This is a genomic window from Pseudomonas sp. FA-1 (assembly GCF_056856075.1).
In genome coordinates this window covers 168,462-193,936 of record NZ_JBWXTH010000004.1, presented here as the reverse complement: position 1 = coordinate 193,936, position 25,475 = coordinate 168,462, and the positions used below count along the sequence as shown (strand labels likewise).

Sequence of the window (25,475 nt, the reverse complement as noted above, 5' to 3'; positions counted from 1 at the left end):
ATTCGAATTGACCGGCCAGGCCGCTAGACTCTGTCGACCTTGTTACAGGAAGACCCCGTGAGCTCCAGCATCTTCTGGCACGACTACGAAACCACCGGCATCAACCCCCGTTGCGACCGCCCGCTGCAGGTCGCCGGCGTGCGCACCGACCTCGAGCTCAACGAGATCGAAGCGCCCTTCAACCTGTATTGCCGGCCCAGTGACGATATCCTGCCGCACCCGGCGGCATGCCTGGTGACGGGCATCACGCCCGCGCAGCTGGCCGCCAACGGCCTGGGCGAAGCCGAATTCATGACCCGTGTGCATGAGCAGCTGGCACGCCCCGGTACCTGCGGTGCCGGCTACAACACCTTGCGTTTCGACGACGAGGTCACCCGCTACAGCCTCTATCGCAATTTCTTCGACCCGTATGCACGCGAATGGCAGGGCGGCAACAGCCGCTGGGACTTGATCGATGTGGTGCGCACCGCCTATGCGTTGCGCCCGGAGGGCATCGTCTGGCCGCAACAAGACGGGCGCACCAGCCTGCGTCTGGAGCTGCTCAGCAAGGCCAACGGTATCGACCATGGGCAGGCGCACGAGGCGCTGTCAGACGTGCGGGCAACCATCGCCCTGGCGCGCCTGATTCGTGAAAAACAACCCCGCTTGTATGACTGGCTGTTCAACCTGCGCAGCAAACACAAGGTCATGGAACACATTCGCCTTCTGCAGCCCCTGGTGCATGTGTCGGGGCGTTTTTCGGCAGAGCGTAGTTACCTGGGGGTTGTATTGCCGTTGGCCTGGCATCCACGTAATCGCAATGCGTTGATTGTATGTGACCTGCACCTGGACAGCGCGCCGCTGTTGCAGGACAGTGCCGAAACATTACGAAAATGTTTGTATACCCGGCGTGACGAATTGTCTGACGGACAATTACCTGTTCCTCTGAAGTTGGTGCAGATCAACCGTTGTCCGGTACTCGCTCCGTTGTCGGTATTACGGCCTGCCGACCAGCAACGGCTGGGGCTGGATATGGCCCTCCTGCAACAGCGCGGCGAACATTTGGCCAATCAGCAACACCTTTGGCAGGGCAAGCTGGACGCTATTTACACAGGCGACGAGTTTGCCCCCAGCGAAGATCCGGAGCAGCAACTGTATGACGGTTTCCTGGGCGATCGGGATCGTCGATTATGCGAACAGGTCCGTAGCCTTGACCCTCGCCAATTGGGGCAGGGGCATTGGATGTTCGACGACCCACGAATGCCGGAATTGTTGTTCCGTTACCGTGCCAGGAACTTTACCGACACCTTGACTGCAGAAGAACAGCAACGTTGGCATCGGTTCTGCCAGCAGCGCTTGAGTGACCCACGCTTGGGCGCGCCGAATACGTTGGGTGACTTCGAACAGGCGTGCCAGAGCGCCTGGGGTGCGGCTGACGAGGCAGGGCGACAAGTGCTGGACGCATGGCGAGCCTATGTTCAGCAATTGAAAGCGCAGTATCAGTTGTAGGGTCGAGCCCATAAAAAAACGCCGGCAATAGGCCGGCGTTTTTCATGGGTATTGCACAGGCAACCCTTTAATCCAACAGGGTTGCCCAGCTTTCAACCACATCACCGCCCCACTTGGCTTTCCACTCTTTCAGGGTCTTGTGGTTGCCGCCTTTGGTTTCGATCACTTCACCGTTGTGCGGGTTCTTGTATTGCTTGACTTTACGGGCACGTTTGGTGCCGGTGGCCTTGACGGCACCGCGCGGTGCTTTGCTCAGCTTGGATTCTGGATCCAACAGGGCGATCACGTCGCGCAGGGACTTGGAGTATTCACCCATCAGTGCGCGCAGTTTGCCTTCGAATTCCAGCTCTTTCTTCAGCTTGTCATCTTGAGACAGGTTGGCCAGGCGGGCCTGAAGTTCCTTGATAGCTTCTTCGGTGGCGCGGTATTCGTTGATCAGGGACATGGAGTGTTCCTTGAGTAGCATGTTCGAGGGATAACAGTTCGGGGCAATAATAGACAGGCCAAACTCGCAAGTAAACAATTAAAAAGACAATGAACTGTTAATTGTTGTGCGACAAAGCAGGCTTTGGGTTAAGAAATTTTTACATATCGGCTGGCAAATTCATCCTTTCCTACAGATATTGCCCACGACAGCGTTTGCCGGCGGTACAAGCGACAGGGCATCCAAGGGGCCGGGCAATCGATACTGCGTTTTTTCCGGAGGGCCGCTAGAATGTGCGCCTTTGCGAAGTTTCCGGAGTCTCCTTCATGCGCACCTATCGACTGGTGATTGCCTGCCCCGACCGTGTCGGCATCGTGGCGAAAGTCAGTAATTTCCTGGCCTTGTACAACGGCTGGATCAACGAAGCCAGCCACCACTCCGATGAGCAGAGTGGTTGGTTCTTCATGCGCCATGAGATCCGCGCCGAATCCCTGCCCTTTGGCATCGAGGCCTTCCGCGAGGCGTTCGCGCCGATCGCCGAAGAGTTCTCCATGACTTGGCGAATCACCGATTCGGCCCAGAAGAAGCGCGTTGTCCTGATGGCCAGCCGTGAGTCCCACTGCCTGGCCGACCTGCTGCATCGCTGGCACACCGATGAGCTCGATTGCGACATCCCATGCGTGATCTCCAACCACAATGACCTGCGCAGCATGGTCGAGTGGCACGGCATTCCCTTCTTCCATGTCCCGGTGGACCCGAAGGACAAGCAACCGGCATTCGCCGAAGTGTCGCGTCTGGTCGAGGAGCACGGTGCCGACGTAGTGGTATTGGCCCGCTACATGCAAATCCTGCCACCGCAGCTGTGCCAGGAATACGCTGAAAAGGTGATCAACATCCACCACAGCTTCCTGCCGTCCTTCGTCGGTGCCAAGCCTTACCACCAGGCGGCCCTGCGTGGCGTGAAACTGATCGGCGCCACCTGCCACTACGTCACCGAGGAGCTGGACGCAGGCCCCATCATCGAGCAGGACGTGGTACGTGTGAGCCATGCCGACAGCATCGAGGACATGGTGCGGTTCGGCCGTGACGTGGAAAAGATGGTGCTGGCCCGCGGCCTGCGCTATCACCTGGAAGACCGCGTGCTGGTGCATGGCAACAAGACCGTAGTGTTCGACTGATCGCTATCGCTGCGGCTCGGGGCGCGAAATCTTGTCGATGCGGGCCGCACAGCGGCCTATGCCGCTCAGCGCGTCTGACGACGCCAGCGCTCCAGCAATGGACGCGCCAACAGGCAGACGAACACCGGCCCGCCCGCGATCAAATAGAAGTAGTAGGTCACCGCGCGCCAGATCAGGATCGCTGCGGCGGCCGTCGAACTGCCCACCAGGGGCGCGAGCAGGCTGGCCGAGGTCAGCTCGGCTGCACCCGCTCCGCCGGGCAACAGGCTGAACTGCCCTGCACTGAGCGAAAGGATCTGCACCAGGAAACTGGGGATCCACGACAACTCCACGCCCAAACCTCGCAATACCAGGTACAGCACGCTGTAGCGCAGGCTCCAGTGGGCGCAGGTCAGGGTGAAGACCAGGGCCAGGGTGCGCTTGGGCAGGCGCCAGGTATCCGTCAGGGCGTGCACGAACCGCAGCAGCTTGCGCGCCCAGCGTCGCCGTCGCCGGCATGACATGCCCAACCGATACAACAATCGCCCGTTGAAACGCATCACCGCGCGGCGATAGCGCAGCAGCGCGACGATCCCTGCCAGAGCCGAGCACAGCAGCAAGGCGCTGCCCAACAGCATGCTTTCCTGGGTGTGCCCCAGGCTGTGGAACAGGGCGTAGCCGGCAATGGCCAGCATGGCGCAGAAGAAAAACACCAAGTCATTGAGCTGGTCCATGGCGAACACGGCGCCGCTGCGCGCCGGGCCGATACGCTCGCGGGCCAGCAACGCCATGAGCGTCAGCGGCCCGCCACTGCCGCCCGGGGTGGTGCAGATGGCGAATTCGGTGGCCATGATTACGCCCAGGCTGCGGACCCGGCCGAGTCTGGCGCCCTGCTGGCCGAGCAGCAGGCGCAGGCGCAGGGCATTGATCATCCAGCACACCAGAATCATGCCCAGCAGTATCGCCATCAGCCCGGGGGCGAAGGATTTCAGGCGTGGCAGCAGGTCACCACCGCCCAGCAGGGTCGGGACCAGCACTGCCACCAGCAGCGCCAGCCCCAGCCAGCCGAAGCGGTTCATGCGACAGCCTGGCGTGCCAGCCAGGCAGACTTGGTCAGCGGTTGACGGCCTTGCTCGAGCAATGTGTACAAGGTACGCAGCCAATAGTCACGGGAGGATCGATGGCGCATGTCCACCGGGTGCAGCCCCAGGCGCAGGGTGTCGGCTTCGCGCCATCGCTGGCATTGCCAATCGCAGACCATCCGTGATAGCCCACGGCGCCAGGCACTGCGGGCGCTCCACACCAGGCCGGGGGCGTCGATGGCGGTGAATTCCGGCAGTCGGTAGAGGTGCCGTGGTGTGCTGGTATAGCGCAGCGGTAGACGGCGCAGGGCCTGGCGCGTGCCTTCGCTCATCAGCCAGGCCGGGGCGACGAAGCCGGCCACAGGCCAGGCATGGCGATGGAATACTTCCAGCCCGGCCTCCAGGCGCAGCAAGGCATCGGCTTCGTCCAGCCCATAGAACTCGCCTTCGTGGGTATACACCCTGCGCATGAAGAACTCGCCGGGGCTGCGTGGCGCCGGAGCGTCGTCGGTGTGGAAGTAGCCATGCAGGGCCAGTTCGTCCCCCTGTGCCAGGCGTCGCTCGAGCAGCCGGCAGAAGGTCGGTGAGCGCGCCAACGCATTGCGGTGGTGAAAGTCCGGTACCACCAGCCAGGTCATGGGCACCCCACCGAGCTGGTCCACGGCCTGGACGAAGGGCTGGTAGTCGGGCCAGGTCTCGGGCGCGACGTCGTGCAGCACCAGCATAAGGCTGCGTGGCGCGGCGGCCGCTTCAACCATGGGCACGCACCTGCGGCTGATGGCCCAGCACGGCCTGGTAGTGGGCGAGCAAGCCATCGACCACCTTGTCCCAGGCGTAGTGCTGCTCCACGTGGCGGCGGGCCTGGGCGCCGAGACGCCGCACACCAGCTTCGAAGATTTCCCGCACCGCGGTGGCCATGGCCTGGCCGTCGTTGGGCGTGCACAGGCGCCCGCACTGGTCGGTGATGATCTCGCCGAAGGCACCGGCATGCACCGCTACCACCGGCGTGGCGCTGGCCATGGCCTCGAGGATGACCAGGCCGAAGGTTTCCTGGTCCCCGGCATGCACCAGCAGGTCGGCGCTGGCGAACAACCGGGCGACCTCCTGGGGCGGGCAGAAGTGGTCGATGACGCTGACATTGCCCGGTACGTTGGCGGGCATGTTGGAGCCGACCAGCAGCAAGTGGTAGTGGCGGCCCAGGTGGGTCATGCAGTCGAGCAGCACCGGCAGGTTCTTCTCCCGCGAACCGCGGCCGGCGAACACCAGCAGGCGGGTGGTGTCGTGGATGCCGAGCTCGGCGCGCAGGTGAGGGTCGCGGTGTTCGGGGTTGAAGGTGGCCAGGTCCACGCCCAGGCGTTGCACATGCACATCCTTGACCCCGAGCCGGCACAGTTTGTCGGCCATCACTTGGCTGGGGGCCAGGACCCGGTCGAAGTTGCCGTAGAGCTTGCTGACATAGGCCTCGACATTGGGGGTGAACCAATTGCCCATGCGGTTGCTGACCAGCAACGGCAGGTCGGAGTGATAGAAACCAATCACCGGGACGTCAAGCTTGCGCCGCGCCTCGAGGGCGGCCCAGGCGGTGAGGTAGGGGTCGCCGACTTCGATCAGGTCCGGCTGTAGGCGCCGCAGCACATTGCACCAGGGAGCCAGGCGTACCGGGAAACGGTAGCCGTTGCCGAAGGGCAAGGGCGGTGCCGGCACCTGGTAGATGCCGTTGGCATGGCTGGCGCTGGCGCCGGGGATCAAGAGGCTGTGACGCACGCCTGGCCTGGCGTCGAGTCGGCGATGTTTGGCATCAAGATAGGTACGTACGCCTCCGCTGGCCGGGGCGTAGAACATGGTGATGTCAGCGATGTGCACGATCAGCATCCCTCCGGGATCGTCTTCGGGTCTGTCATCTGGCGGTAATGGCCGTAATGACACGCCTAAAGGTTGACCTTCCTTAAGGATAGTTTGTTCGATCGGGATTCGAGGCGAGGGCGGGCCTTGTCCTGCAGGCGGGAGGCGCCACGGCGTCTTGTCTGTTGTAGGAGCGGCCTCGTGCCGCGAAAGGGCTGCAAGGCAGCCCCAAGATTCCAAGGCCAGGAGTGGTCCGGCCGCTATCGGTGATCGGCTGTAGATCGACGGGGGCGCTTTGCGCCCCTTTCGCGGCACGAGGCCGCTCCTACAGGAGGGGAGCGGTGAATCAGATGCGGAAGCTGCCGACCAGGTGCTTGAGCCGGCTGGCCTGCTGCTCCAGGTCGGCGCAGGCGCGCAGGGTGGCCTGCAGGTTCTCGACGCCTTCCTGGTTGAGCATGTTGATCTCGTTGATGTCCATGTTGATCGAGTCGACCACGGCGGTCTGTTCCTCGGTGGCAGTGGCCACCGACTGGTTCATGCCGTCGATTTCACCGATGCGCAGGGTCACGCTGTCCAGGCGTTCGCCGGCCTGGTTGGCGATCTCCATGCTGTCCTGGCTGTGGCGCTGGCTCTGGCCCATGGTTTCCACCGATTCGCGGGCGCCTACCTGCAGTTCCTCGATCATGGCCTGCACCTGCTGGGCTGATTCCTGGGTACGGTGGGCGAGGTTGCGTACTTCGTCGGCGACCACGGCGAAGCCACGGCCGGCTTCCCCGGCGCGGGCAGCTTCGATGGCGGCATTGAGTGCCAGCAGGTTGGTCTGCTGGGAGATGCTGGTGATCACCTCGAGGATCTGGCCGATGTTAACGGTCTTGTGATTGAGCGTCTCGATGTGCGCGCTCGAGGTCACGATCAGGTCCGAGAGACGGTTCATCGCCTCGATGTTGCGTTCCACCACCTGTTGGCCTTCCTCGGCCAGCAGCCGCGCGGAGGTCGCGTGCTGGGAGGCCTGGGCCGCATTGCCGGCGATTTCCTGGGCGGCGGCGCCCAGTTCGTTGATGGCGGCGGCGACGCTGCTGGTGCGGTTGGACTGCTCGTCGGAGTTGGCCATCGACGAGTTGGAGGCGCTGATCACCCGCAGGGCTACTTCATTGACCTGCTCGGTGGCCGAGGATACTTCGCGGATCGAGCCATGGATGCGCTCCACGAAACGGTTGAACGCAGTGCCGAGGATGCCGAATTCGTCGTGCTGGTGGATCTGCAGGCGCTTGGTCAGGTCGCCTTCGCCCTCGGCGATGTCCTCCATGGCACGGGTCATCGTATGCAGCGGTTGCATCAGCACACGGATCAGCAGGCCCAGCAAGGCGATGATGATGACCACCGCCACCAGCGTGGCGATGATCGCCGAGGTTCGGAAGGTGCTGAGCATGGAGAAGGCTTTGTCCTTGTCCACCGACAGGCCGATATACCAGTTGGCCGAAGGCAGGCCCTTGATCGGCGTGAAAGTCAGCAGGCGGGCCTGGCCATTGGCCTGGACTTCGGTCAGTTCGCCGGAAAGCGTCGGGGTACCCTCGGGGAACAGGTCGGTGAGCGACTTCATCACCAGCTCTTTATCAGGGTGCACCAGGATCTTGCCCTGGTCGTTGACCAGGAAGGCGTAGCCCATGCCGCCGAAGTCCAGCGAATTGATGATTTCCACCAGGCCATCGAGGGCCAGGTCACCACCGACTACGCCGACGTTGGCCGACACCTTGCTGAGGATACCGATGACCATCTTGTTGGTGGTCAGGTCGATATAGGGCTCGGTCAGCATGGCGCCGCTGGCGCTCATACCGTCCTTGTACCAGGGGCGTACCCGCGGGTCGTAGCCATCAGGCATCTTCGAGTCCGGGCGGACGCTGAAGCCGCCGTCCACCTTGCCCAGGTAAACGGTGAGGAAACTCGAAAGCAGGGCCGGTTGCCCCATGAAAGTTTCGGCATTGGCGGGATTATGTGCGATGTTCTGTGCCAGGTTCTCCACCAACTTGATACGGCCGTCGAACAAGTTGCGAATATTGGTCGATGTCGACTCGCCCATTTCCGCCAGGTAACTCTCCAGGTCGTCGCGAATCGCATTACGCTGGAGGTAATCGTTATAGAGCGTGAACAGGCTGAAGGCGACTATCACGATCAATGAGGCCGCCAAGAGTATCTTGTGGCTGAAACGAAGGCTTTTGTTCATGGCGTGGTCCGCTAAGGTTTTTATCGGGTCGTTCGCACGAAGGCAGCTTGAAAACAGTGCAACAATGCCCGCAGGTCCTTTTCGGGTTGTTCCTGTCTTTCGAGGTGAAACATCACCCTGGGGTATCGGCCGTAACGCGGCAAAGCTTGAATAGAGGATGAAAGAAGATGTCGGATTCTTCGCAAATCGTTGTAGGGGCGGGCATGGATGGCCAGCCCGTAGGCCAGGCCATGCGCCTGGCCAACCGCCACGGCTTGGTGGCCGGTGCCACGGGAACGGGCAAGACCGTGACCCTGCAGCACCTGGCCGAGGCCTTCAGCGACGCCGGCGTGGCGGTGTTCGCCGCCGACGTGAAGGGTGACCTGTGCGGTCTGGGCGCGGCCGGTGCGCCACAGGGCAAGGTGGCCGAACGTATTGCCGGCATGCCCTGGCTGGGCCATAAGCCCCAGGCCTACCCCGTCACCCTGTGGGATGTCGCCGGCCAGTCGGGCCACCCGTTGCGCACCACCCTCAGCGAAATGGGGCCCTTGCTGCTGGGTAACCTGCTGGAGCTGACCGACAGCCAGCAGGCGGCGCTGTACGCCGCGTTCAAGGTGGCAGACCGCGAGGGGCTGTTGTTGCTTGACCTCAAGGACCTCAAGGCCCTGCTCGGGCACCTGAAGGACAACCCGCAACTGCTGGGTGACGATGCCGCGCTGATGACCACCGGCTCCACCCAGGCCTTGCTGCGCCGCCTCTCGACCCTGGAGCAGCAGGGGGCCGAGGCCTTGTTCGGCGAACCGGCCTTGCAGCTGGAAGACCTGCTGCGCCCGGACGGTGATGGCCGCGGGCGCATCCACCTGCTCGATGCCAGCCGCCTGGTGCATGAAGCGCCCAAGGTATACGCGACTTTCCTGCTGTGGCTGCTGGCCGAATTGTTCGAACAGTTGCCCGAGCGTGGCGATGCCGACAAGCCGGTGCTGGCGTTGTTTTTCGACGAAGCCCACCTGCTGTTCAATGGCACGCCGAAAGCGCTGCAGGATCGTCTGGAACAGGTCGTGCGGCTGATCCGCTCCAAGGGCGTGGGCGTGTATTTCGTCACCCAGTCGCCGGGTGACCTGCCGGATGCGGTATTGGCGCAGTTGGGCTTGCGTATCCAGCATGGGCTGCGCGCCTTTACCGCCAAGGAGCAGAAGTCGCTGCGGGCAGTGGCCGATGGCTTCCGGCCGAACCCGGCCTTCGATGCGCTCAGCGTACTCACCGAGCTTGGGATCGGCGAGGCGTTGGTGGGCACCCTGCAGGACAAGGGCACGCCGGAAATGGTCCAGCGGGTGCTGGTCGCCCCGCCGCAGTCGAGGATCGGCCCGTTGACGGAGGTCGAGCGCAGAGCCTTGATTGCGGGGTCACCTTTGGCCGGGCGCTATGACAAGCCGATCGACCGGGAGTCGGCCTATGAAATGCTCACGGCACGCAAGGGCGAGCCGGTAGAGCCGGCCCCGCAGCCGCAGGCTGACGAGGAAAGCTTTGCCGACAAGGCCGGCGAGTTCCTGCAGAGTGCCGCGGGGCAGGCCATCAAGTCGGCGGTACGTCAGGCGGCCAATCAGCTCGGCCGGCAATTGGTGCGGGGGTTGATGGGGTCGTTGCTGGGGGGCAAGCGGCGGTAGCGAGCAGGGCCCTGTGGGGGCGGGCTTGTCCCGCGATGGCTGCGTCACGGATGTGAGCAGGAACGAAAAAGGCGCCTCGAAGGGCGCCTTTTCCACTACAGCGGTATCGCTCAGCTGATCGCCTTGGAGGCCAGCCAGAACAGGCCGGCGGCCAGGCTCATCGAAGCTGGCAGGGTCAGTACCCAAGCCAGCAGGATGGTTTTCACCGTGCCGCCTTGCAGGCCGCTCTTGTTGGCGACCATGGTGCCCGCCACGCCCGACGACAATACGTGGGTGGTCGACACCGGCAGGCTGAAGATATTGGCCATGCCAATGGCGCAGGCTGCAGTGATCTGTGCCGACATACCTTGGGCGTAGGTCATGCCTTGCTTGCCGATCTTCTCGCCAACGGTCAGGACCACGCGCTTCCAGCCGACCATTGTGCCCAGGCCCAGGGCCAGGGCGACGGCCACGATCACCCAGAACGGGGCGTATTCGGTGGTGGCGGTCAGGTCTTTGCGCAGCTTTTCCAAGTCGGCCTTTTCACGGCTTTCCAGGCCTGGCAGCTTGCCGACCTTCTTCGCGGTGTCGTCCAGGCAGAGCAGGTAGCGACGCACTTCGACACGTTTCTCGGCGCTCAGGTCGCGGTAATCGGTCACGCCCTTGAGCGATGATTGCAGGGCGGCGATGGTCGGCTCGGTCTGCTGCGGGTTGCAGCTGAACTGCTCGGGCAGGTCGGACGACTTGGCTTTGCCCAGCGCCAGGAACTCGCCCAGGGTGGCTGCGTTGCGCTCGTAGAACTGGCTCATGTGCAAGGTGGCGTCGCGGGTGCGCTCGATCTGGTAGGTGGTGCTGTTCAGATCGAGGACGAACTTCGCCGGAACGATGCCGATCAGCACCAGCATGATCAGGCCGATGCCTTTCTGGCCATCGTTGGAACCGTGCACGAAGCTCACGCCCATGGCAGAGATCACCAGTACCAGGCGGTTCCAGAAGGGCGGGTGCTTCTTGTCATCGAGCTTGCGACGCTGCTCGGGGGTCTTGTGCATCTTCGACAGCGGACGCCACCACTTCAGGCCGATCAGCACCAGGGCTGCGACGGCGAAGCCGGCCATCGGCGAGACCACCAGCGACAGGGCGATGTCGATCGCCTTCTGCCAGTTGACGCCATCGCCCAGTGGGATGTCGTTGAGCAGCGCGTTGGCCAGGCCCACGCCGAGGATCGAGCCGATCAGGGTGTGGGAGCTGGACGCCGGGATACCGAAGTACCAGGTGCCCAGGTTCCAGGTGATGGCCGCGGCCAGCAACGAGAAGACCATGGCCAGGCCGTGGCCGGTGTTCACATTGATCAGCAGCTCGACCGGCAGCAGGTGGACGATGGCATAGGCCACCCCGACACCGCCCAGCAGAACCCCGAGGAAGTTGAACACGCCGGAGAAGAACACGGCCAGGTGCGGCGGCATGGCTTTGGTATAGATGACAGTGGCTACCGCGTTGGCGGTGTCATGAAAGCCATTGATGAACTCGAATGCGAGCACGAAGGTCAAAGCGAGCAGCAAGCTCACCAGCACCCACGCATCCAGTCCGCTGAATAATTCGATCATGAAGGTTGTCTGGCGGTCATAGGGGGGCGCGATTATGCCAGAAAACCTTGGCAATCGATGCCCCTGCGACGAACCGATGACGACCCTGCCGACTGCCACGAAGCGCAACGCAAGGCGAGCTTCTGCAGGACTTCAGTGGCTAAAAGCAGCTAAATCCTGCGAAACAAATGGAAAAATCGCAAATTCTGCATGCGCTGAATGATTCAAACGCTTGTATTAAATTTGTGTAATTCCGTTTCGTTCCTGGCTTTTCGGTAAAAAAGCCTACGCCCGTCTTGCCTGACGGCAAGGCATGCGTGATGGCATGAAGCGCTGGGTCAGCTTTCTTCGCTGCGCAGTTCCTTTTCCATTTTTTCCAGTTCCTGGGCGAACGCCTGGTCCTGGACCGTGGCACGCTTGCGCCAAGGTTTGCGCTCCGGTTCCGGTTGTGCGGCATAAGTGGTGACTTCACCACCGTAAACATCCTTGTAACGTTCAGCCTGGCGCTCGAGTTCCGCGCGCAGTTCTTCTTTCGTCACAGTCATACCCGAATAAAATTTGAAATTTTGCGCTGGCCTTCGTCATGCAAAGTTATGCATACGGCTACGCCGCCAGTGCGAACAGGTTGTCGTAGCGACAATATTCAATACGGAACAGGGCACCCGGAAAGTGATTAAGGTCTTGGCCCTGCACGCGGCTTTGCTGGCGGGGAACTCGATGAGGGTGCCGGATGAGGGCGATGCCGAATGTCCGGGCCAGCGGGTTCGATTATAGCAACCAGCAAGTCAATGGCTACCTACTTTAGGCGACAACACCAAGCCACTGCACAGTTTAAGCCTGGCGTGTTTCACAATTGGGTAGGCCTTGAAAGTTTGAGGCTCGAGGGTTTCGAAAGTTCTTACAAAGAGCAACAAAAGGAAAAACGGCCTCGGGGTTAGCGAGGCCGTTGCCTGGGGACTTCTACGGTGGGTACCTGACCAGTCTCTCCAAAGAAGCCACATGTGGCAGGAGAAAGGTATAAGCAAACGTGTCAGCGGTCAATTGCGATTATCGGCCGTTTGTTCGATAATCGCACAAAGCGGAGATTTTTTTGAGGTAGCCATGAGCGAAGACACCCAGGACACCACCAACCCGGAACCGGCGCGCCCTGCGGCGCCCGCGCTGGCACCGCCGATCGTGGCATCGCCGGCCAAGCGCATCCAGGCCTTTACCGGTGATCCGGACTTCATGACCTCCCTGGCCCGGGGGTTGGCCGTCATCCAGGCGTTCCAGGAGCGTAAGCGCCACCTGACCATCGCTCAGATCAGCCACCGGACCGAGATCCCCCGGGCGGCGGTGCGCCGTTGCTTGCACACGCTGATGAAGCTGGGGTACGCAACCACCGATGGGCGTACCTATTCCTTGTTGCCCAAGGTGCTGACCTTGGGGCATGCCTACCTGTCGTCGACCCCGTTGGCGGTGTCCGCGCAGCCGTATCTGGACCGCATCAGCGACCAACTGCACGAAGCGGCCAACATGGCGACCCTTGAAGGCGACGACATTCTCTATATCGCCCGCTCGGCCACCGTGGAGCGCCTGATTTCGGTCGACTTGTCGGTCGGCGGCCGCTTGCCGGCTTATTGCACGTCCATGGGGCGGATCCTGTTGGCGGCGCTGGACGATGCGAGCCTTTGGGAGTACTTGGAGCGTGCCGACCTCAAGGCCCGTACCAGTCGCACCCTGCATGATCCGGATTCGCTGTTCGCCTGCATCCAGCAGGTGCGTGCCCAGGGCTGGTGCGTGGTCGATCAGGAACTGGAGCAAGGTTTGCGTTCGATTGCCGTGCCGATCTATGACGCCTCGGGGCAGGTGCTGGCGGCGCTGAACGTCAGCACGCACGTGGGGAGGGTGACCCGCAGCGAACTGGAGCAGCGGTTCCTGCCGATCCTGCTGGCAGCCAGTCGGGACCTATGCCATCAACTGTTTGGCTAGGGTTACCGCAGCTACGTTTGCGTCTCAAATTTTTAGTTCGATAATCGAACTAAAGTTCGATTATCGGATTGTAAGCCACCTGCGAGGCTCCTTAATCTGAGCGCATCGCAGCGATGCTCTTGCCCGCTGCTCACTGACCGGCTCGTCCTGACCAGGAGTCTCCAATGGCAGCAATCCTTTCCCTTCACGACGCGGTGAAGCAATTCATCCAGGATGGCGACACGGTCGCCCTCGAAGGTTTCACCCACCTGATCCCGACCGCCGCGGGCCACGAGATCATCCGCCAGGGCAAGCAGGACCTCACCTTGGTGCGCATGACCCCGGACCTGATCTACGACCAGCTGATCGGTGCCGGTTGTGCGCGCAAGCTGATCTTCTCCTGGGGCGGCAACCCGGGGGTCGGTTCCCTGCATCGCTTGCGAGACGCAGTGGAAAAGCGCTGGCCCCACGCGATCGAAATCGAGGAACACAGCCACGCCGACCTGGCCAATGCCTACGTTGCGGGTGCCTCAGGCCTGCCCTTCGCGGTGCTGCGTGCCTACGCAGGCTCCGACCTGCCGAAGGTCAACCCATTGATCAAGAGCGTCACCTGTCCGTTCACCGGCGAGGTGCTCGCGGCGGTGCCGTCGGTGCGCCCCGACGTCACCGTGATCCACGCGCAGAAGGCTGACCGCAAGGGCAACGTGCTGCTATGGGGCATCCTCGGCGTGCAAAAGGAGGCGGCCTTGGCGGCCAGGCGCTGCATCGTCACTGTCGAGGAAATCGTCGACGACCTGCGGGCGCCGATGAACGCCTGCATCCTGCCGACCTGGGCCTTGAGCGCGGTGTGCCTGGTGCCTGGTGGCGCTCATCCATCCTATGCGCATGGCTATTACGAGCGAGACAACCACTTCTACCAGGCCTGGGACCCGATCGCCCGCGACCGTGAGTCGTTCACCGCCTGGATCGACACCTATATCCGAGGCACCGTCGACTTCAACGCATTCAAGGCCAAGCTGGCCGGTACCGCGGAGGCTGCGCAATGAGCTATTCAACGTCCGAAATGATGACTGTCGCCGCAGCCCGTCGCCTGCGTAACGGGGCTGTCTGCTTCGTCGGCATCGGCTTGCCGTCGAAGGCCGCCAACCTGGCGCGTCTGACCTCGTCGCCCGATGTGGTGTTGATCTACGAGTCCGGCCCGATCGGCGCCAAGCCCAGCGTGCTGCCGCTGTCCATCGGGGATGGTGAGCTGGCGGAAACCGCCGACACCGTGGTGCCCACCGCCGAGATCTTCCGCTACTGGCTGCAGGGTGGGCGGATCGACGTGGGCTTCCTCGGTGCTGCCCAGGTCGACCGCTTCGGCAACATCAACACCACCGTGGTGGGTGACTACCATGCCCCCAGGACCCGCCTGCCGGGTGCCGGTGGTGCCCCGGAGATTGCAGGCTCGGCCAAGCAGGTGCTGATCATCCTCAAGCAGTCGACGCGTGCCTTCGTCGAAAAGCTCGATTTCATTACCTCGGTCGGCCACGGCGAGGGCGGTGATTCGCGTCAACGCCTGGGCCTGCCAGGGGAGGGGCCGGTGGGCATCATCACCGACCTGTGCATCATGGAACCGGAAGCCGGTACCCATGAGTTCGTGGTGACATCGATCCACCCGGGCGTGACCCGCGAGCAGATCATCGCCGCCACCGGCTGGCCGATTCGCTTCGCCGACAGCGTGCAGACCACCGCTGCACCCAGCGACATCGAGCTGGGTGCCCTGCGCGAGCTGGAGGCCCGCACCGCTGTCGCCCATGGGCAGACAGTAGGAGAAGTCTGATGCGTGACGTATTCATCTGTGATGCCATCCGCACCCCGATCGGCCGTTTCGGCGGAACCTTGGCCAGCGTGCGTGCCGATGATTTGGCGGCGGTGCCGCTCAAGGCGCTCATGGCGCGCAACCCCCAGGTCGACTGGGCCCAGTTGGACGAAGTGTTTCTTGGCTGCGCCAACCAGGCTGGCGAGGACAACCGCAACGTGGCACGCATGGCGCTGCTGTTGGCCGGCCTGCCGCAAAGCGTGCCGGGCGTGACCCTGAACCGCCTGTGCGCCTCGGGCATGGATGCCATCGGTACCGCGTTTCGCGCCATTGCCAGCGGCGAGATGGAGCTGGCGATTGCCGGTGGGGTCGAATCCATGTCCCGCGCACCTTTCGTGATGGGCAAGGCCGAGAGCGCCTATTCGCGCAACATGAAGCTCGAGGACACCACCATCGGCTGGCGCTTCGTCAATCCATTGATGAGGGCCGAGTACGGCGTGGACTCAATGCCTGAGACTGCCGACAACGTGGCCGACGATTTCCATATCTCGCGCGCCGACCAGGACGCCTTCGCCCTGCGAAGCCAGCAGAAGGCCGCGGCTGCCCAAGCCGCGGGCTACTTTGCAGAGGAAATCGTGCCGGTGCGTATTGCCCACAAGAAGGGTGAAAGCCTGGTCGAGCAGGATGAGCATTTGCGCCCGGAAACCACCCTGCAGACGCTGGCACGCCTCAAACCGGTCAACGGCCCGGAAAAGACCGTTACTGCCGGCAACGCCTCGGGTGTCAACGATGGCGCCGCGGCGCTGGTCCTGGCCTCGGCCGAGGCGGTGCACGCGCATGGCCTGACCCCGCGTGCGCGGGTGCTGGGCATGGCCAGCGGCGGGGTAGCGCCGCGGGTGATGGGCATCGGACCAGTGCCTGCGGTGCGCAAGCTGAGCGAGCGGCTGGGGATCGCGGTGGGTGAATTCGATGTCATCGAACTCAACGAAGCGTTCGCCAGCCAGGGCTTGGCGGTGTTGCGTGAGCTGGGCATCGCGGACGATGCGCCGCAGGTCAATCCCAATGGTGGCGCCATCGCTTTGGGGCACCCCTTGGGCATGAGCGGCGCGCGGCTGGTGCTGACGGCGTTGCACCAACTGGAAAAGTGCGGCGGGCGCAAGGGCCTGGCGACCATGTGCGTAGGGGTAGGGCAGGGGTTGGCCCTGGCGATCGAGCGCGTAGACACCTAAGCCCTGTAGGCGCGGCGGTGGAACGAGATTGTTACTGGGTGTGTCTAGATCAGGCAGGGACCTTCCTGGAGTGAGTACCTCATGACTTCTACCTATTACACAGGCGAAGAACGCAGCAAACGCATCTTCGCCATCGTCGGGGCTTCGTCGGGCAATCTGGTGGAATGGTTCGACTTCTATGTCTACGCCTTCTGCGCCATCTACTTCGCCCCGGCATTCTTCCCCTCCGACAACCCCACCGTGCAGTTGCTCAATACTGCCGGCGTGTTCGCCGCAGGCTTCTTGATGCGTCCGATCGGCGGCTGGATCTTCGGTCGCCTGGCGGACCGCCATGGCCGCAAGAATTCCTTGATGATTTCGGTGCTGATGATGTGCGGTGGCTCGCTGATCATCGCCTGCCTGCCGACCTACTCCAGCATCGGCGCCTGGGCCCCGGCCCTGTTGTTGCTGGCGCGGCTGATCCAGGGCCTGTCGGTGGGCGGCGAATACGGCACCACCGCCACTTACATGAGCGAGGTGGCCCTGCGTGGCCAGCGCGGCTTCTTCGCCTCGTTCCAGTACGTCACGCTGATCGGTGGCCAGTTGCTGGCGGTGCTGGTGGTGGTGATCCTGCAGCAACTGCTGACCGAGGAGGAGCTGCGGGCCTATGGTTGGCGGATCCCCTTCGTGGTGGGTGCCGTCGCCGCCTTGATCTCGCTCATGCTGCGTCGCTCGCTGAAAGAGACCAGCAGCGCCGAAACCCGCCAGAACAAAGAAGCCGGTACCATCGGTGGGCTGTTGCGCAACCATGCTGCCGCCTTCATCACCGTGCTGGGCTACACCGCGGGCGGTTCGTTGATTTTCTATACCTTCACCACCTACATGCAGAAGTTCCTGGTCAACACGGCCGGCATGCACGCCAAGAGTGCCAGCTACGTGATGACCGGTGCCCTGTTCCTGTTCATGCTTTTGCAGCCGCTGTTCGGCATGCTGTCCGACCGCATCGGGCGGCGCAATTCCATGCTGCTGTTCGGTGGCCTGGGCACGCTGTTCACCGTGCCGCTGCTGATGGCGTTGAAAACCGTGACCAGCCCTTTCCTGGCGTTCGTGCTGGTGACCCTGGCGCTGTGCATCGTGAGTTTCTACACCTCGATCAGCGGCCTGGTGAAGGCCGAGATGTTCCCGGCGCAGGTGCGTGCCTTGGGCGTGGGCCTGGCCTATGCCGTGGCCAACGCCGTATTCGGCGGTTCGGCCGAATACGTGGCCTTGGGCTTGAAGACCCTGGGCATGGAGAACACGTTCTACTGGTACGTGACCGCCATGATGGCGGTGGCCTTCCTGTTCAGCCTGCGCCTGCCGAAAGAGGCGGCCTACCTGCACCATGACCACTAGTGTCCTGTCTCGGAAATAAGCTGTTCACGTTTGGCGAGGCAGGACACAAGAGGCACGCTCCGGTAACGGGGCTGGCCGTCCATCAATGTTCAAATGTTTGAAGGAGACCGCTGTGGCGCACCTGCAACTGGCCGATGGCGTACTGAACTACCAACTCGATGGCCCTGAACACGCGCCGGTGCTGGTGTTGTCCAACTCGTTGGGGACCGACCTGCATATGTGGGACACGCAGGTGCCGGCGTGGCGTGAGCGGGTACGGGTACTGCGCTACGACACCCGTGGCCATGGCGGGTCGCTGGTGACCGAGGGGCCTTATACCATCGAGCAGCTGGGCCGTGACGTGCTGGCGTTGCTCGATGCCCTGGACATTCCACGGGCCCACTTCGTCGGCTTGTCCATGGGCGGGCTGATCGGCCAATGGCTGGGCATCAACGCCAGCACGCGCCTGCGTAGCCTGACGTTGTGCAATACCGCCGCGAAGATCGCCGATGACGAGGTGTGGAACACCCGTATCGAGACCGTGGGCCAAGGCGGACAACACGCCATGCTCGACCTGCGCGACGCCTCGCTCGCACGTTGGTTCACCCCGGGCTTCGTTCAGGCCCGACCCGAGCAGGCCCAGCGTATCTGCCAGATGCTGGCGCAGACCTCGGCCGAGGGCTATGCGGCCAACTGCGCAGCCGTGCGTGACGCCGATTTTCGCGAGCAACTGGGGCAGATCCAGGTGCCGACCTTGATCGTCGCCGGTACCGAGGATGCCGTGACCACGCCTGAGCATGGCCGCTTCATGCAGGCGCGGATCGCAGGCGCCGAGTATGTCGAGTTCCCGGCCGCGCACTTGTCCAACGTCGAGGTCGGTGCGCCGTTCAGCCGCCGCGTGCTCGATTTCCTGCTGGTTCATTGAGACTCTGAGGGAGTGCCTGTCAGTCAAGGCCTCGGGGCGCTGCATGCCCATCGCCGGCAAGCCGGCTCCCACAAGTCACGTATTAGCCTTGAGGGCAGCACTGTTCCTTTGGGAGGGTGCTTGTCCCGCGATGAGGGCGGCGCAATGACGCGGATCAAACCGCCGCTTTCTTCTGCCGCACCGCCACCGGGCCGGCGTTGGCCTCTACCGCGCGCTTGAGCGCCGGGCATAGCCCGAGCATGAACGCCAGCTCCGCTACCACGAACAGCGGGCCGATGATCAGCCCGCTGATATCGTCGACGAACGCCGGCTTGCGGCCTTCGTAATAATGCCCGACGAACTGGATGATCCAGCCCACCACGAACGCCCCCAACCCGGCGCTCAACCATAGCCCGGTGGCCTGTATGGCCAGCAGTTGGCCGACCCACAGGCACAACCCCAGCAGCGCACCCATGACCAGCCCGAAACGCAGGTCCAGGCGCAGGTAGAACCATACCGATGCGGCGGCCACGAGCAGCGCGGGGGAGAGCCAGATGCCGGCCAGGTCCCAGCCGGGGCGTGAGAGCAGGATGGTCACCGCCAGCACGATCAACGGGATGCCGATGAAGTGGGTGGCGATATTGCGCGGGTCGCGGTGGTAGGCCGCGTATTGGCTCAGGTGGTCGACGAGGCTTTTCATTGTTGTTCCTCCCTGTGTGGCTACAGGTTCACCCTGCAGCGGGGCTAACCGCCATGGCATGAGCATAGCGCTCGACCACCGGCGCTGGAACCGTGCGTAGGTAATGGGCATCCATCACTGGGGCGAATGGGCAGGCCGCAAAACGAAAAAGCCCACCGCGAGGGTGGGCTTGATGCACTGCAGAGCGATCAGCCTTTCGGTGATTGCGCCGCGGCCTGTTGGTTGGCCTGGCCGGTCTGCTCCAGCCAGCCACCACCCAGGGCCTTGTACAGGTTGACCTCGCTGACCAGCTGCGAGAGGCGGTCGCTGATCAGCGCCTGTTGCGAGCTGAACAGGTTGCGCTGGGCATCGAGGAAGGTCAGGTTGCTGTCGATGCCGATGCGATAGCGACGCTCGGCCAGGCGGTAGTAGTCCTGGTTGGCGGCCACCAGGTCGCGCTGCGCCTGAAGCTGTTCTTCAAACGTCTTGCGCGCGGCCAGGCCATCGGAGACTTCCTGGAAGGCGGTCTGGATGGTCTTTTCGTACTTGGCGACGTTGATGTCCTTCTGGATCTTCGAGTAGTCCAGGCTCGCCTTCAGGCTGCCGGCGTTGAAGATCGGCAGGTTGATCTGCGGCTGGAACAGCCAGGTGCCCGAGCCGCCCTTGAACAGCCCGCCCATGTCCGGGCTCAGGGTGCCGGCGTTGGCGGTCAGGCTGATGCTCGGGAAGAACGCCGCCCGGGCCGCGCCGATGTTGGCGTTGGCCGCCTTGAGCAGGTGCTCGGCTTCCTGGATGTCCGGGCGGCGTTGCAGCAACTCGGACGGCAGGCCTGCCGGCACTTCGGCCAACTGGTCTTCGCTGAGCTTGAGCGGTGCTGGAAGGTCGGCAGGCACGCCGGTGCCCAGCAGCACGGTCAGGCTGTTCAGGTCCTGGGCCACCAGGCGCTGGTATTGCGACAGCTTGACCCGGGCGCCTTCCACGGCGGTGCGCGCCTGGCTCAGGTCGAGCGCCGAGGCCACGCCCACTTCGTTGCTGCGGCGGGTCAGGTTGTAGCTTTCCTCGTAGGTCTTGAGGGTTTCCTCGGTCAGCTTGAGCAGGGCCTGGTCGGCCTGCCAGGTGTAGTAGGCATTGGCCACGCTGGCCACCAGGCTGATCTGCGTGGAGCGGCGGGCCTGCTCGCTGGAGAGGTAGGTCTCCAGGGCCTGCTCGGTCAGGCTGCGTACACGGCCGAACAGGTCCAGCTCGTAGGCACTGACGCCCAGGGTCGCCGAGTACTGGCTGGTGATGCCTGCCTCGCCGGTCTGCGACATGTTCGCCGGTACCCGCTGGCGACTGCCGCTGCCATTGGCCGAGACCGCCGGGAACAGGTCGGCCCGCTGGATGCGGTACTGGGCCCGGTAGGCGTCGATGTTCAGCGCCGCGACGCGCAGGTCGCGGTTGTTTTCCAGGGACGTCTGGATCAGCTTCTGCAGCGCCGGGTCGTGGAAGAACTGGCGCCAGCCCTGCTCGGCGGCGGCCACGTTGGCCGACTCGGTCGGCGAGTACGCAGGGCCTTGCGGCCACTGCGCAGCCACCGGCGATTCCGGGGTCTGGTAGTCAGGGATCAGCGAGCAGCCGCCCAGGATGAAAGCGGTCACCGCCAGGGATAACAAAGACTTGGTCATTGCCCAGCCTCATAACGAGTAGTTTCAGGGGTGGCGTCGGGTTCTGGCTTCTTGCTGCCGAACAACGACGACACTGCTACGAAGAACAGCGGTACCCAGAAGATAGCCAGCACGGTCGCACTGATCATGCCGCCGATCACCCCGGTACCGATGGCGTGCTGGCTGCCCGAGCCTGCGCCACTGGCGATGGTCAACGGTACCACGCCGAGGATGAACGCCAGCGAGGTCATGATGATCGGACGCAGACGCATGCGGCAGGCCTCGATGGCCGCGTCATACAGGCTGCGACCTTGCTCGTGCAGTTCCTTGGCGAACTCGACGATCAGGATCGCGTTCTTCGCCGCCAGGCCAATGGTGGTCAGCAGGCCGACCAGGAAGTACACGTCGTTGGAGAGCCCGCGCAGGCTGGTGGCGATCAGCGCACCGATGATACCCAGCGGCACCACCAGCACCACGGCGATCGGGATCGACCAGCTTTCGTACAGCGCCGCCAGGCACAGGAACACGAACAGTACCGAGAGGGCGAACAGCGCCGGCATCTGCGAGCCGGAGAGCTTCTCCTCGTAGGACATACCGGTCCAGGAATAACCGATGCCTGCTGGCAGTTCGCCGGCGATGCGCTCGACCTCGGCCATGGCTTCACCGGTACTGTAGCCCGGCGCCGGGGCGCCGAGGATCTCGACGGCTTCCACGCCGTTGTAACGCGACAGCTTGGGCGAGCCGTAGGTCCATTCGCCCTTGGCGAAGGAGGAGAACGGCACCATCTCGCCGGCGCCGTTGCGCACGTACCATTTCTGCAGGTCTTCCGGGCTCATCCGGGCGCTGGGTTCACCCTGGATGTACACCTTCTTGACCCGGCCGCGGTCGATGAAATCGTTGACGTAGCTGCCGCCGAGGGCGATCGACAGGGTGTTGTTGATGTCGGCGATGGTCACGCCCAGGGCGCTGGCACGTTCGTCATCGATGGTCAGCTGGTACTGCGGCTCGTCGTTCAGGCCATTCGGGCGCACGGCGCTGAGCACCTTGCTCTGGGCGGCCTTGGCCAGGAACTGGTTGCGCGCTTCCATCAGCTTCTGGTGGCCGACGCCGGCGCGGTCCTGGAGGAACACGTCGAAGCCGGTGGCGTTACCCAGTTCGAGTACCGCAGGCGGTGCGAAGGCGAACACCATCGCGTCGCGGAAGCTGAAGAAGTGCTGCTGGGCGCGGGCGGCGAGGTTGAACACGCTGTTCTCGGCCGAACGTTCTTCCCACGGCTTGAGCATGATGAATGCCATACCCGAGCTCTGGCCACGACCGGCGAAGTTGAAGCCGTTGACGGTGAACACCGACGACACGGTATCGGCTTCGTCCTTGAGCAGGTACTCGCGCATCTGGTCGACCACCACCTGGGTGCGCTCGGCACTGGAGCCCGCCGGAGTCTGCACCTGGGCGAACAGAACGCCTTGGTCTTCTTCCGGAAGGAACGCGGTGGGGATGCGCATGAACAGCCAGATCATGCCGACCACGATCAGCGCGTAGGCCAGCAGGAACGGTGCCTTGTTGCGCAGGATGGTGCCAACGCTACGCTCATAGCCTTGCACGCTGCGGTCGAAGTTGCGGTTGAACCAGCCGAAGAAGCCACGCTTGGCCACGTGGTGCTCGCCCTTTTTCAGCGGCTTGAGCATGGTGGCGCACAGGGCTGGGGTGAAGATCAGCGCGACCAGCACCGACAGGCCCATGGCCGAGACGATGGTGATCGAGAACTGCCGGTAGATCACACCGGTGGAGCCGCCGAAGAAGGCCATTGGCAGCAGGACCGCCGACAGCACCAGGGCGATACCCACCAGGGCGCCCTGGATCTGCTCCATCGAGCGCTTGGTCGCCTCCTTGGGCGGCAGGCCCTCCTCGGACATCACCCGCTCGACGTTCTCCACCACGACGATGGCATCGTCCACCAGCAGGCCGATGGCCAGGACCATGGCGAACATGGTCAGGGTGTTGATGCTGAAGCCCGCCGCGGCCAGGATGCCGAAGGTACCCAGCAACACCACCGGCACGGTCATGGTGGTGATGATGGTGGCGCGGAAGTTCTGCAGGAACAGGTACATCACCAGGAACACCAGCACCACCGCCTCTATCAGGGTGTGGATCACGCCGCTGATGGATTCGGTGACCACCGGGGTGGTGTCATACGGGAACACCGCCTTCACGCCTGGCGGGAAGAACGGCTCCAGGTCGCTGATGGTCTTGCGCAGCGCCTTGGCGGTATCCAGGGCGTTGGCGCCGGTGGCCAGCTTGATCGCCAGGCCCGAGGCCGGGAAGCCGTTGTACTGCGCGCTGATGGCGTAGTTCTCGCCACCCAGGCCGACCTTGGCGACATCGCCCAGGCGCACCTGGGAGCCGTCGCTGTTGACCTTGAGCAGGATATTTTCGAATTGCTCGGCGGTCTGCAGGCGGGTCTTGCCGATGATGGTGGCGTTGAGCTGGGTACCAGGCATCGCCGGCAGGCCGCCGAGCTGGCCGGAGGAGACCTGCACGTTCTGCGCGCTGACGGCGGTGCGCACGTCGACCGGGGTCAGCTGGAACTTGTTCAGCTTGGCCGGATCGAGCCAGATACGCATGGCGTACTGGGCACCGAAGACCTGGAAGTCACCTACACCTGCGGTCCGCGAGATCGGGTCCTGCATGTTCGAGACGATGTAGTTGGACAGGTCGTCCTTGGTCATGCTGCCGTCTTCGGACACCAGGCCGATCACCAACAGGAAGTTCTTCACCGCCTTGGTCACACGGATACCTTGCTGCTGCACTTCCTGCGGCAGCAACGGGGTGGCCAGGTTCAGCTTGTTCTGCACCTGGACCTGCGCGGTGTCAGGGTTGGTGCCCTGCTCGAAGGTGGCGGTGATGGTCATGCTGCCGTCGGAGTTGCTCTCCGAGGACACGTACCGCAGGTTGTCGATACCGTTGAGCTGCTGCTCGATGACCTGCACCACGGTGTCCTGCACGGTCTGCGCCGAGGCGCCCGGGTAGGTCACGGCGATGGCGATGGCCGGGGGGGCAATGCTCGGGTACTGGTTGATCGGCAGCTTCAGGATCGACAAGGCGCCGACCAGCATGATCACCAGTGCGATCACCCAGGCGAAGATCGGGCGATCGATAAAGAACTTCGACATGGTTTACTCCGCTTTGGCGTCTGCTTTCGCCGCGCTGGCCTGGGCTGGGCCGGCCGGCTTCTTGACGTTGGTGGCTTCGCTGACCTTGACCTCGACCCCTGGCCGCACGAACTGCAGGCCTTCGGTGATCAGGCGGTCGCCCGGGTTCAGGCCTTCCTCGATCAGCCAGTCGCTGCCCAGGGTACGGCTGGCCTTGAGCTGGCGCAGTTCGACCTTGTTTTCCTTGTTCACCACCAGTGCGGTCGGCGTGCCCTTGAGGTCACGGGTCACGCCCTGCTGGGGCGCCAGGATGGCGTTGGCGTTGACCCCGGCCTTCAGGCGGGCATGGACGAACATGCCCGGCAGCAGGGTGTGGTCGGGGTTGGGGAAGATCGCGCGCAGGGTGACCGAGCCGGTGGTCTCGTCGACCGCGACTTCGGAGAACTCCAGGCGGCCCTGCTGCTTGAACAGGCTGCCATCCTCGAGCACCAGCTGCACCGTGGCGGCGTTGTCGCCGGCCTTCTGCAGCTGGCCGCTCTCCAGGTCACGGCGCAGCTTGAGCAGCTCCGCGGTGGACTGGGTGACGTCGACATAGATCGGGTCGAGCTGCTGGATGGTGGCCATGGCGTTGCTCTGGCCATTGCTCACCAATGCGCCCTCGGTCACCGCGGAGCGGCCGATGCGGCCACTGATCGGGGCCAGGACCTTGGTGTAGCGCAGGTCGATCTGCGCGCTCTTGAGCGAAGCCTCGGCCTGCAATCGTTTGGCATTGGCGTCGTCGTATTCCTGTTTGGAGACAGCCTGCTCGTCGATCAGTTGCTTGTAGCGCTCGGCCAGCGAGCGGGTGGCCTGCAGGTTGGCCTTGGCGTTGGCCAGGTTGGCTTCGTAGACGGACGGGTCGATCTGGTACAGCTGCTGACCTTCCTTGACCTCGGTGCCTTCCTTGAACAGGCGCTTGAGGATGATGCCATTGACCTGCGGGCGGACCTCGGCCACGCGGAAGGCGGTGGTACGCCCCGGCAGTTCCGAGGTCAAGGTATAGGCCTGCGGTTGGAGGGTAACGACGCCGACCAGAGGAGCCTGCGCTGCGGGCGCTGCTTCTTCTTTCTTACAGCCACTTAGCAGGGTTGCCAGGGCGACGGCGGAAACCAGGGCGGTGACGGCTGGCTTGAATTGCATGAGGATCCTCGGGTCGCTAGAGCAGGGAGACGCTCAAGAATAATGGAAGTGCTTTCAGAAAAGGTGCTATCCGGTGGATAAATAGCTTACTAACGAATATACTTACATTCATGCTTGTTTGTAAATACCGCAGGCGGGTGCACAACGCCGCAGCGGATCCGTCGATTAATCC

Annotated in this window: 20 protein-coding genes and 1 pseudogene; 9 read left to right on the top strand and 12 right to left on the bottom strand. The window is 63.3% G+C overall.

Going from position 1 to position 25,475, the window contains the following annotated elements; genetic code table 11:
• Positions 1 to 57 precede the first annotated feature (57 nt).
• Complete coding sequence (sbcB, locus tag AC1MHZ_RS09645; protein ID WP_324817788.1) at positions 58 to 1,488, top strand: exodeoxyribonuclease I; 1,431 nt, start codon at positions 58 to 60, stop codon at positions 1,486 to 1,488.
• A gap of 67 nt (positions 1,489 to 1,555) precedes the next feature.
• On the opposite strand, the gene mvaT is transcribed toward sbcB, so the two are convergent.
• Positions 1,556 to 1,933, bottom strand: coding sequence for a histone-like nucleoid-structuring protein MvaT (gene mvaT, locus AC1MHZ_RS09640; protein WP_084855845.1), 378 nt, complete (start codon positions 1,931 to 1,933; stop codon positions 1,556 to 1,558).
• A gap of 305 nt (positions 1,934 to 2,238) precedes the next feature.
• Between mvaT and purU the strand changes: the two genes are divergently transcribed.
• Positions 2,239 to 3,090, top strand: coding sequence for a formyltetrahydrofolate deformylase (gene purU / locus AC1MHZ_RS09635; RefSeq protein WP_084855846.1), 852 nt, complete (start codon positions 2,239 to 2,241; stop codon positions 3,088 to 3,090).
• 65 nt (positions 3,091 to 3,155) lie between these two features.
• On the opposite strand, the gene gpgF is transcribed toward purU, so the two are convergent.
• The 5 genes and pseudogenes from gpgF to AC1MHZ_RS09610 form a co-directional block, all read right to left on the bottom strand.
• On the bottom strand, positions 3,156 to 4,148 hold the full coding sequence (gene gpgF / locus AC1MHZ_RS09630) for a glucosaminyl phosphatidylglycerol flippase (RefSeq protein WP_084855847.1): 993 nt from the start codon (positions 4,146 to 4,148) through the stop codon (positions 3,156 to 3,158).
• Positions 4,145 to 4,909, bottom strand: coding sequence for an N-acetylglucosaminyl phosphatidylglycerol deacetylase (gene gpgD / locus AC1MHZ_RS09625; RefSeq protein ID WP_084855848.1), 765 nt, complete (start codon positions 4,907 to 4,909; stop codon positions 4,145 to 4,147). Before gpgD ends, gpgF begins: the two co-directional genes overlap by 4 nt.
• A complete protein-coding gene (gpgS, locus tag AC1MHZ_RS09620; RefSeq protein ID WP_482966295.1) occupies positions 4,902 to 6,023 on the bottom strand; it encodes an N-acetylglucosaminyl phosphatidylglycerol synthase in 1,122 nt (373 codons plus the stop codon). Before gpgS ends, gpgD begins: the two co-directional genes overlap by 8 nt.
• 316 nt (positions 6,024 to 6,339) lie before the next feature.
• Positions 6,340 to 7,104 (bottom strand): methyl-accepting chemotaxis protein, encoded by a 765-nt coding sequence (locus tag AC1MHZ_RS09615; protein ID WP_482966336.1) that lies wholly within the window; start codon positions 7,102 to 7,104, stop codon positions 6,340 to 6,342.
• Between the two features lie 93 nt (positions 7,105 to 7,197).
• Positions 7,198 to 8,214, bottom strand: a pseudogene (locus tag AC1MHZ_RS09610) (HAMP domain-containing protein); the annotation flags it as partial.
• Positions 8,215 to 8,381: 167 nt separating this feature from the next.
• On the opposite strand from AC1MHZ_RS09610, the gene AC1MHZ_RS09605 reads away from it, so the two are divergent.
• The gene (locus AC1MHZ_RS09605; RefSeq protein WP_324812873.1) at positions 8,382 to 9,857 is read left to right on the top strand and encodes a helicase HerA-like domain-containing protein; all 1,476 of its coding nucleotides are present in this window, start codon (positions 8,382 to 8,384) and stop codon (positions 9,855 to 9,857) included.
• Between the two features lie 110 nt (positions 9,858 to 9,967).
• Here AC1MHZ_RS09605 and AC1MHZ_RS09600 read toward each other — a convergent pair whose 3' ends face one another.
• Complete coding sequence (locus AC1MHZ_RS09600) at positions 9,968 to 11,440, bottom strand: inorganic phosphate transporter (RefSeq protein ID WP_084855852.1); 1,473 nt, start codon at positions 11,438 to 11,440, stop codon at positions 9,968 to 9,970.
• Positions 11,441 to 11,757: 317 nt separating this feature from the next.
• Positions 11,758 to 11,958, bottom strand: coding sequence for a hypothetical protein (locus AC1MHZ_RS09595; RefSeq protein WP_084856120.1), 201 nt, complete (start codon positions 11,956 to 11,958; stop codon positions 11,758 to 11,760).
• 562 nt (positions 11,959 to 12,520) lie between these two features.
• On the opposite strand from AC1MHZ_RS09595, the gene pcaR reads away from it, so the two are divergent.
• From pcaR to pcaD, 6 genes are all read left to right on the top strand, one after another.
• Complete coding sequence (gene pcaR / locus AC1MHZ_RS09590; protein WP_084855853.1) at positions 12,521 to 13,390, top strand: pca regulon transcriptional regulator PcaR; 870 nt, start codon at positions 12,521 to 12,523, stop codon at positions 13,388 to 13,390.
• A 164-nt stretch (positions 13,391 to 13,554) separates the two neighbouring features.
• Positions 13,555 to 14,415, top strand: coding sequence for a CoA transferase subunit A (locus AC1MHZ_RS09585; protein WP_084855854.1), 861 nt, complete (start codon positions 13,555 to 13,557; stop codon positions 14,413 to 14,415).
• Entirely contained in the window at positions 14,412 to 15,191 is a 780-nt protein-coding gene (locus AC1MHZ_RS09580; RefSeq protein ID WP_084855855.1) for a CoA-transferase subunit beta, read from the top strand. The genes AC1MHZ_RS09585 and AC1MHZ_RS09580 overlap by 4 nt, the downstream gene beginning before the upstream one ends.
• Positions 15,188 to 16,399, top strand: coding sequence for a 3-oxoadipyl-CoA thiolase (pcaF, locus tag AC1MHZ_RS09575; protein WP_482966335.1), 1,212 nt, complete (start codon positions 15,188 to 15,190; stop codon positions 16,397 to 16,399). The genes AC1MHZ_RS09580 and pcaF overlap by 4 nt, the downstream gene beginning before the upstream one ends.
• An 81-nt stretch (positions 16,400 to 16,480) precedes the next feature.
• Complete coding sequence (locus AC1MHZ_RS09570) at positions 16,481 to 17,770, top strand: MFS family transporter (protein ID WP_465001758.1); 1,290 nt, start codon at positions 16,481 to 16,483, stop codon at positions 17,768 to 17,770.
• A 112-nt stretch (positions 17,771 to 17,882) separates the two neighbouring features.
• On the top strand, positions 17,883 to 18,674 hold the full coding sequence (gene pcaD, locus AC1MHZ_RS09565) for a 3-oxoadipate enol-lactonase (RefSeq protein WP_482966294.1): 792 nt from the start codon (positions 17,883 to 17,885) through the stop codon (positions 18,672 to 18,674).
• Between the two features lie 154 nt (positions 18,675 to 18,828).
• Here the strand turns inward: pcaD and AC1MHZ_RS09560 are convergent, their stop codons facing one another.
• From AC1MHZ_RS09560 to ttgA, 4 genes are all read right to left on the bottom strand, one after another.
• Positions 18,829 to 19,353, bottom strand: a complete 525-nt coding sequence (locus AC1MHZ_RS09560) for an Mpo1 family 2-hydroxy fatty acid dioxygenase (protein ID WP_324812857.1) — start codon at positions 19,351 to 19,353, stop codon at positions 18,829 to 18,831.
• Between the two features lie 188 nt (positions 19,354 to 19,541).
• On the bottom strand, positions 19,542 to 20,996 hold the full coding sequence (locus tag AC1MHZ_RS09555; RefSeq protein ID WP_084855860.1) for an AdeC/AdeK/OprM family multidrug efflux complex outer membrane factor: 1,455 nt from the start codon (positions 20,994 to 20,996) through the stop codon (positions 19,542 to 19,544).
• Positions 20,993 to 24,145 carry a multidrug efflux RND transporter permease subunit TtgB gene (ttgB, locus tag AC1MHZ_RS09550; protein ID WP_084855861.1) on the bottom strand — a complete coding sequence of 1,051 codons (3,153 nt, stop codon included), beginning with the start codon at positions 24,143 to 24,145 and terminating at the stop codon, positions 20,993 to 20,995. The genes AC1MHZ_RS09555 and ttgB overlap by 4 nt, the downstream gene beginning before the upstream one ends.
• A gap of 3 nt (positions 24,146 to 24,148) precedes the next feature.
• The gene (gene ttgA / locus AC1MHZ_RS09545) at positions 24,149 to 25,303 is read right to left on the bottom strand and encodes a toluene efflux RND transporter periplasmic adaptor subunit TtgA (RefSeq protein WP_084855862.1); all 1,155 of its coding nucleotides are present in this window, start codon (positions 25,301 to 25,303) and stop codon (positions 24,149 to 24,151) included.
• Positions 25,304 to 25,475 lie beyond the last annotated feature (172 nt).

Coding starts and splice junctions, on each gene's coding strand:
- mvaT (WP_084855845.1), bottom strand. CDS start 1,933: ATGTCCCTGATCAACGAATACCGCGCCACCGAAGAAGCTATCAAGGAA.
- purU (WP_084855846.1), top strand. CDS start 2,239: ATGCGCACCTATCGACTGGTGATTGCCTGCCCCGACCGTGTCGGCATC.
- gpgF (WP_084855847.1), bottom strand. CDS start 4,148: ATGAACCGCTTCGGCTGGCTGGGGCTGGCGCTGCTGGTGGCAGTGCTG.
- gpgD (WP_084855848.1), bottom strand. CDS start 4,909: ATGGTTGAAGCGGCCGCCGCGCCACGCAGCCTTATGCTGGTGCTGCAC.
- gpgS (WP_482966295.1), bottom strand. CDS start 6,023: ATGCTGATCGTGCACATCGCTGACATCACCATGTTCTACGCCCCGGCC.
- AC1MHZ_RS09615 (WP_482966336.1), bottom strand. CDS start 7,104: ATGGCCAACTCCGACGAGCAGTCCAACCGCACCAGCAGCGTCGCCGCC.
- AC1MHZ_RS09605 (WP_324812873.1), top strand. CDS start 8,382: ATGTCGGATTCTTCGCAAATCGTTGTAGGGGCGGGCATGGATGGCCAG.
- AC1MHZ_RS09600 (WP_084855852.1), bottom strand. CDS start 11,440: ATGATCGAATTATTCAGCGGACTGGATGCGTGGGTGCTGGTGAGCTTG.
- pcaR (WP_084855853.1), top strand. CDS start 12,521: ATGAGCGAAGACACCCAGGACACCACCAACCCGGAACCGGCGCGCCCT.
- AC1MHZ_RS09585 (WP_084855854.1), top strand. CDS start 13,555: ATGGCAGCAATCCTTTCCCTTCACGACGCGGTGAAGCAATTCATCCAG.
- AC1MHZ_RS09580 (WP_084855855.1), top strand. CDS start 14,412: ATGAGCTATTCAACGTCCGAAATGATGACTGTCGCCGCAGCCCGTCGC.
- AC1MHZ_RS09570 (WP_465001758.1), top strand. CDS start 16,481: ATGACTTCTACCTATTACACAGGCGAAGAACGCAGCAAACGCATCTTC.
- AC1MHZ_RS09560 (WP_324812857.1), bottom strand. CDS start 19,353: ATGAAAAGCCTCGTCGACCACCTGAGCCAATACGCGGCCTACCACCGC.
- AC1MHZ_RS09555 (WP_084855860.1), bottom strand. CDS start 20,996: ATGACCAAGTCTTTGTTATCCCTGGCGGTGACCGCTTTCATCCTGGGC.
- ttgB (WP_084855861.1), bottom strand. CDS start 24,145: ATGTCGAAGTTCTTTATCGATCGCCCGATCTTCGCCTGGGTGATCGCA.
- ttgA (WP_084855862.1), bottom strand. CDS start 25,303: ATGCAATTCAAGCCAGCCGTCACCGCCCTGGTTTCCGCCGTCGCCCTG.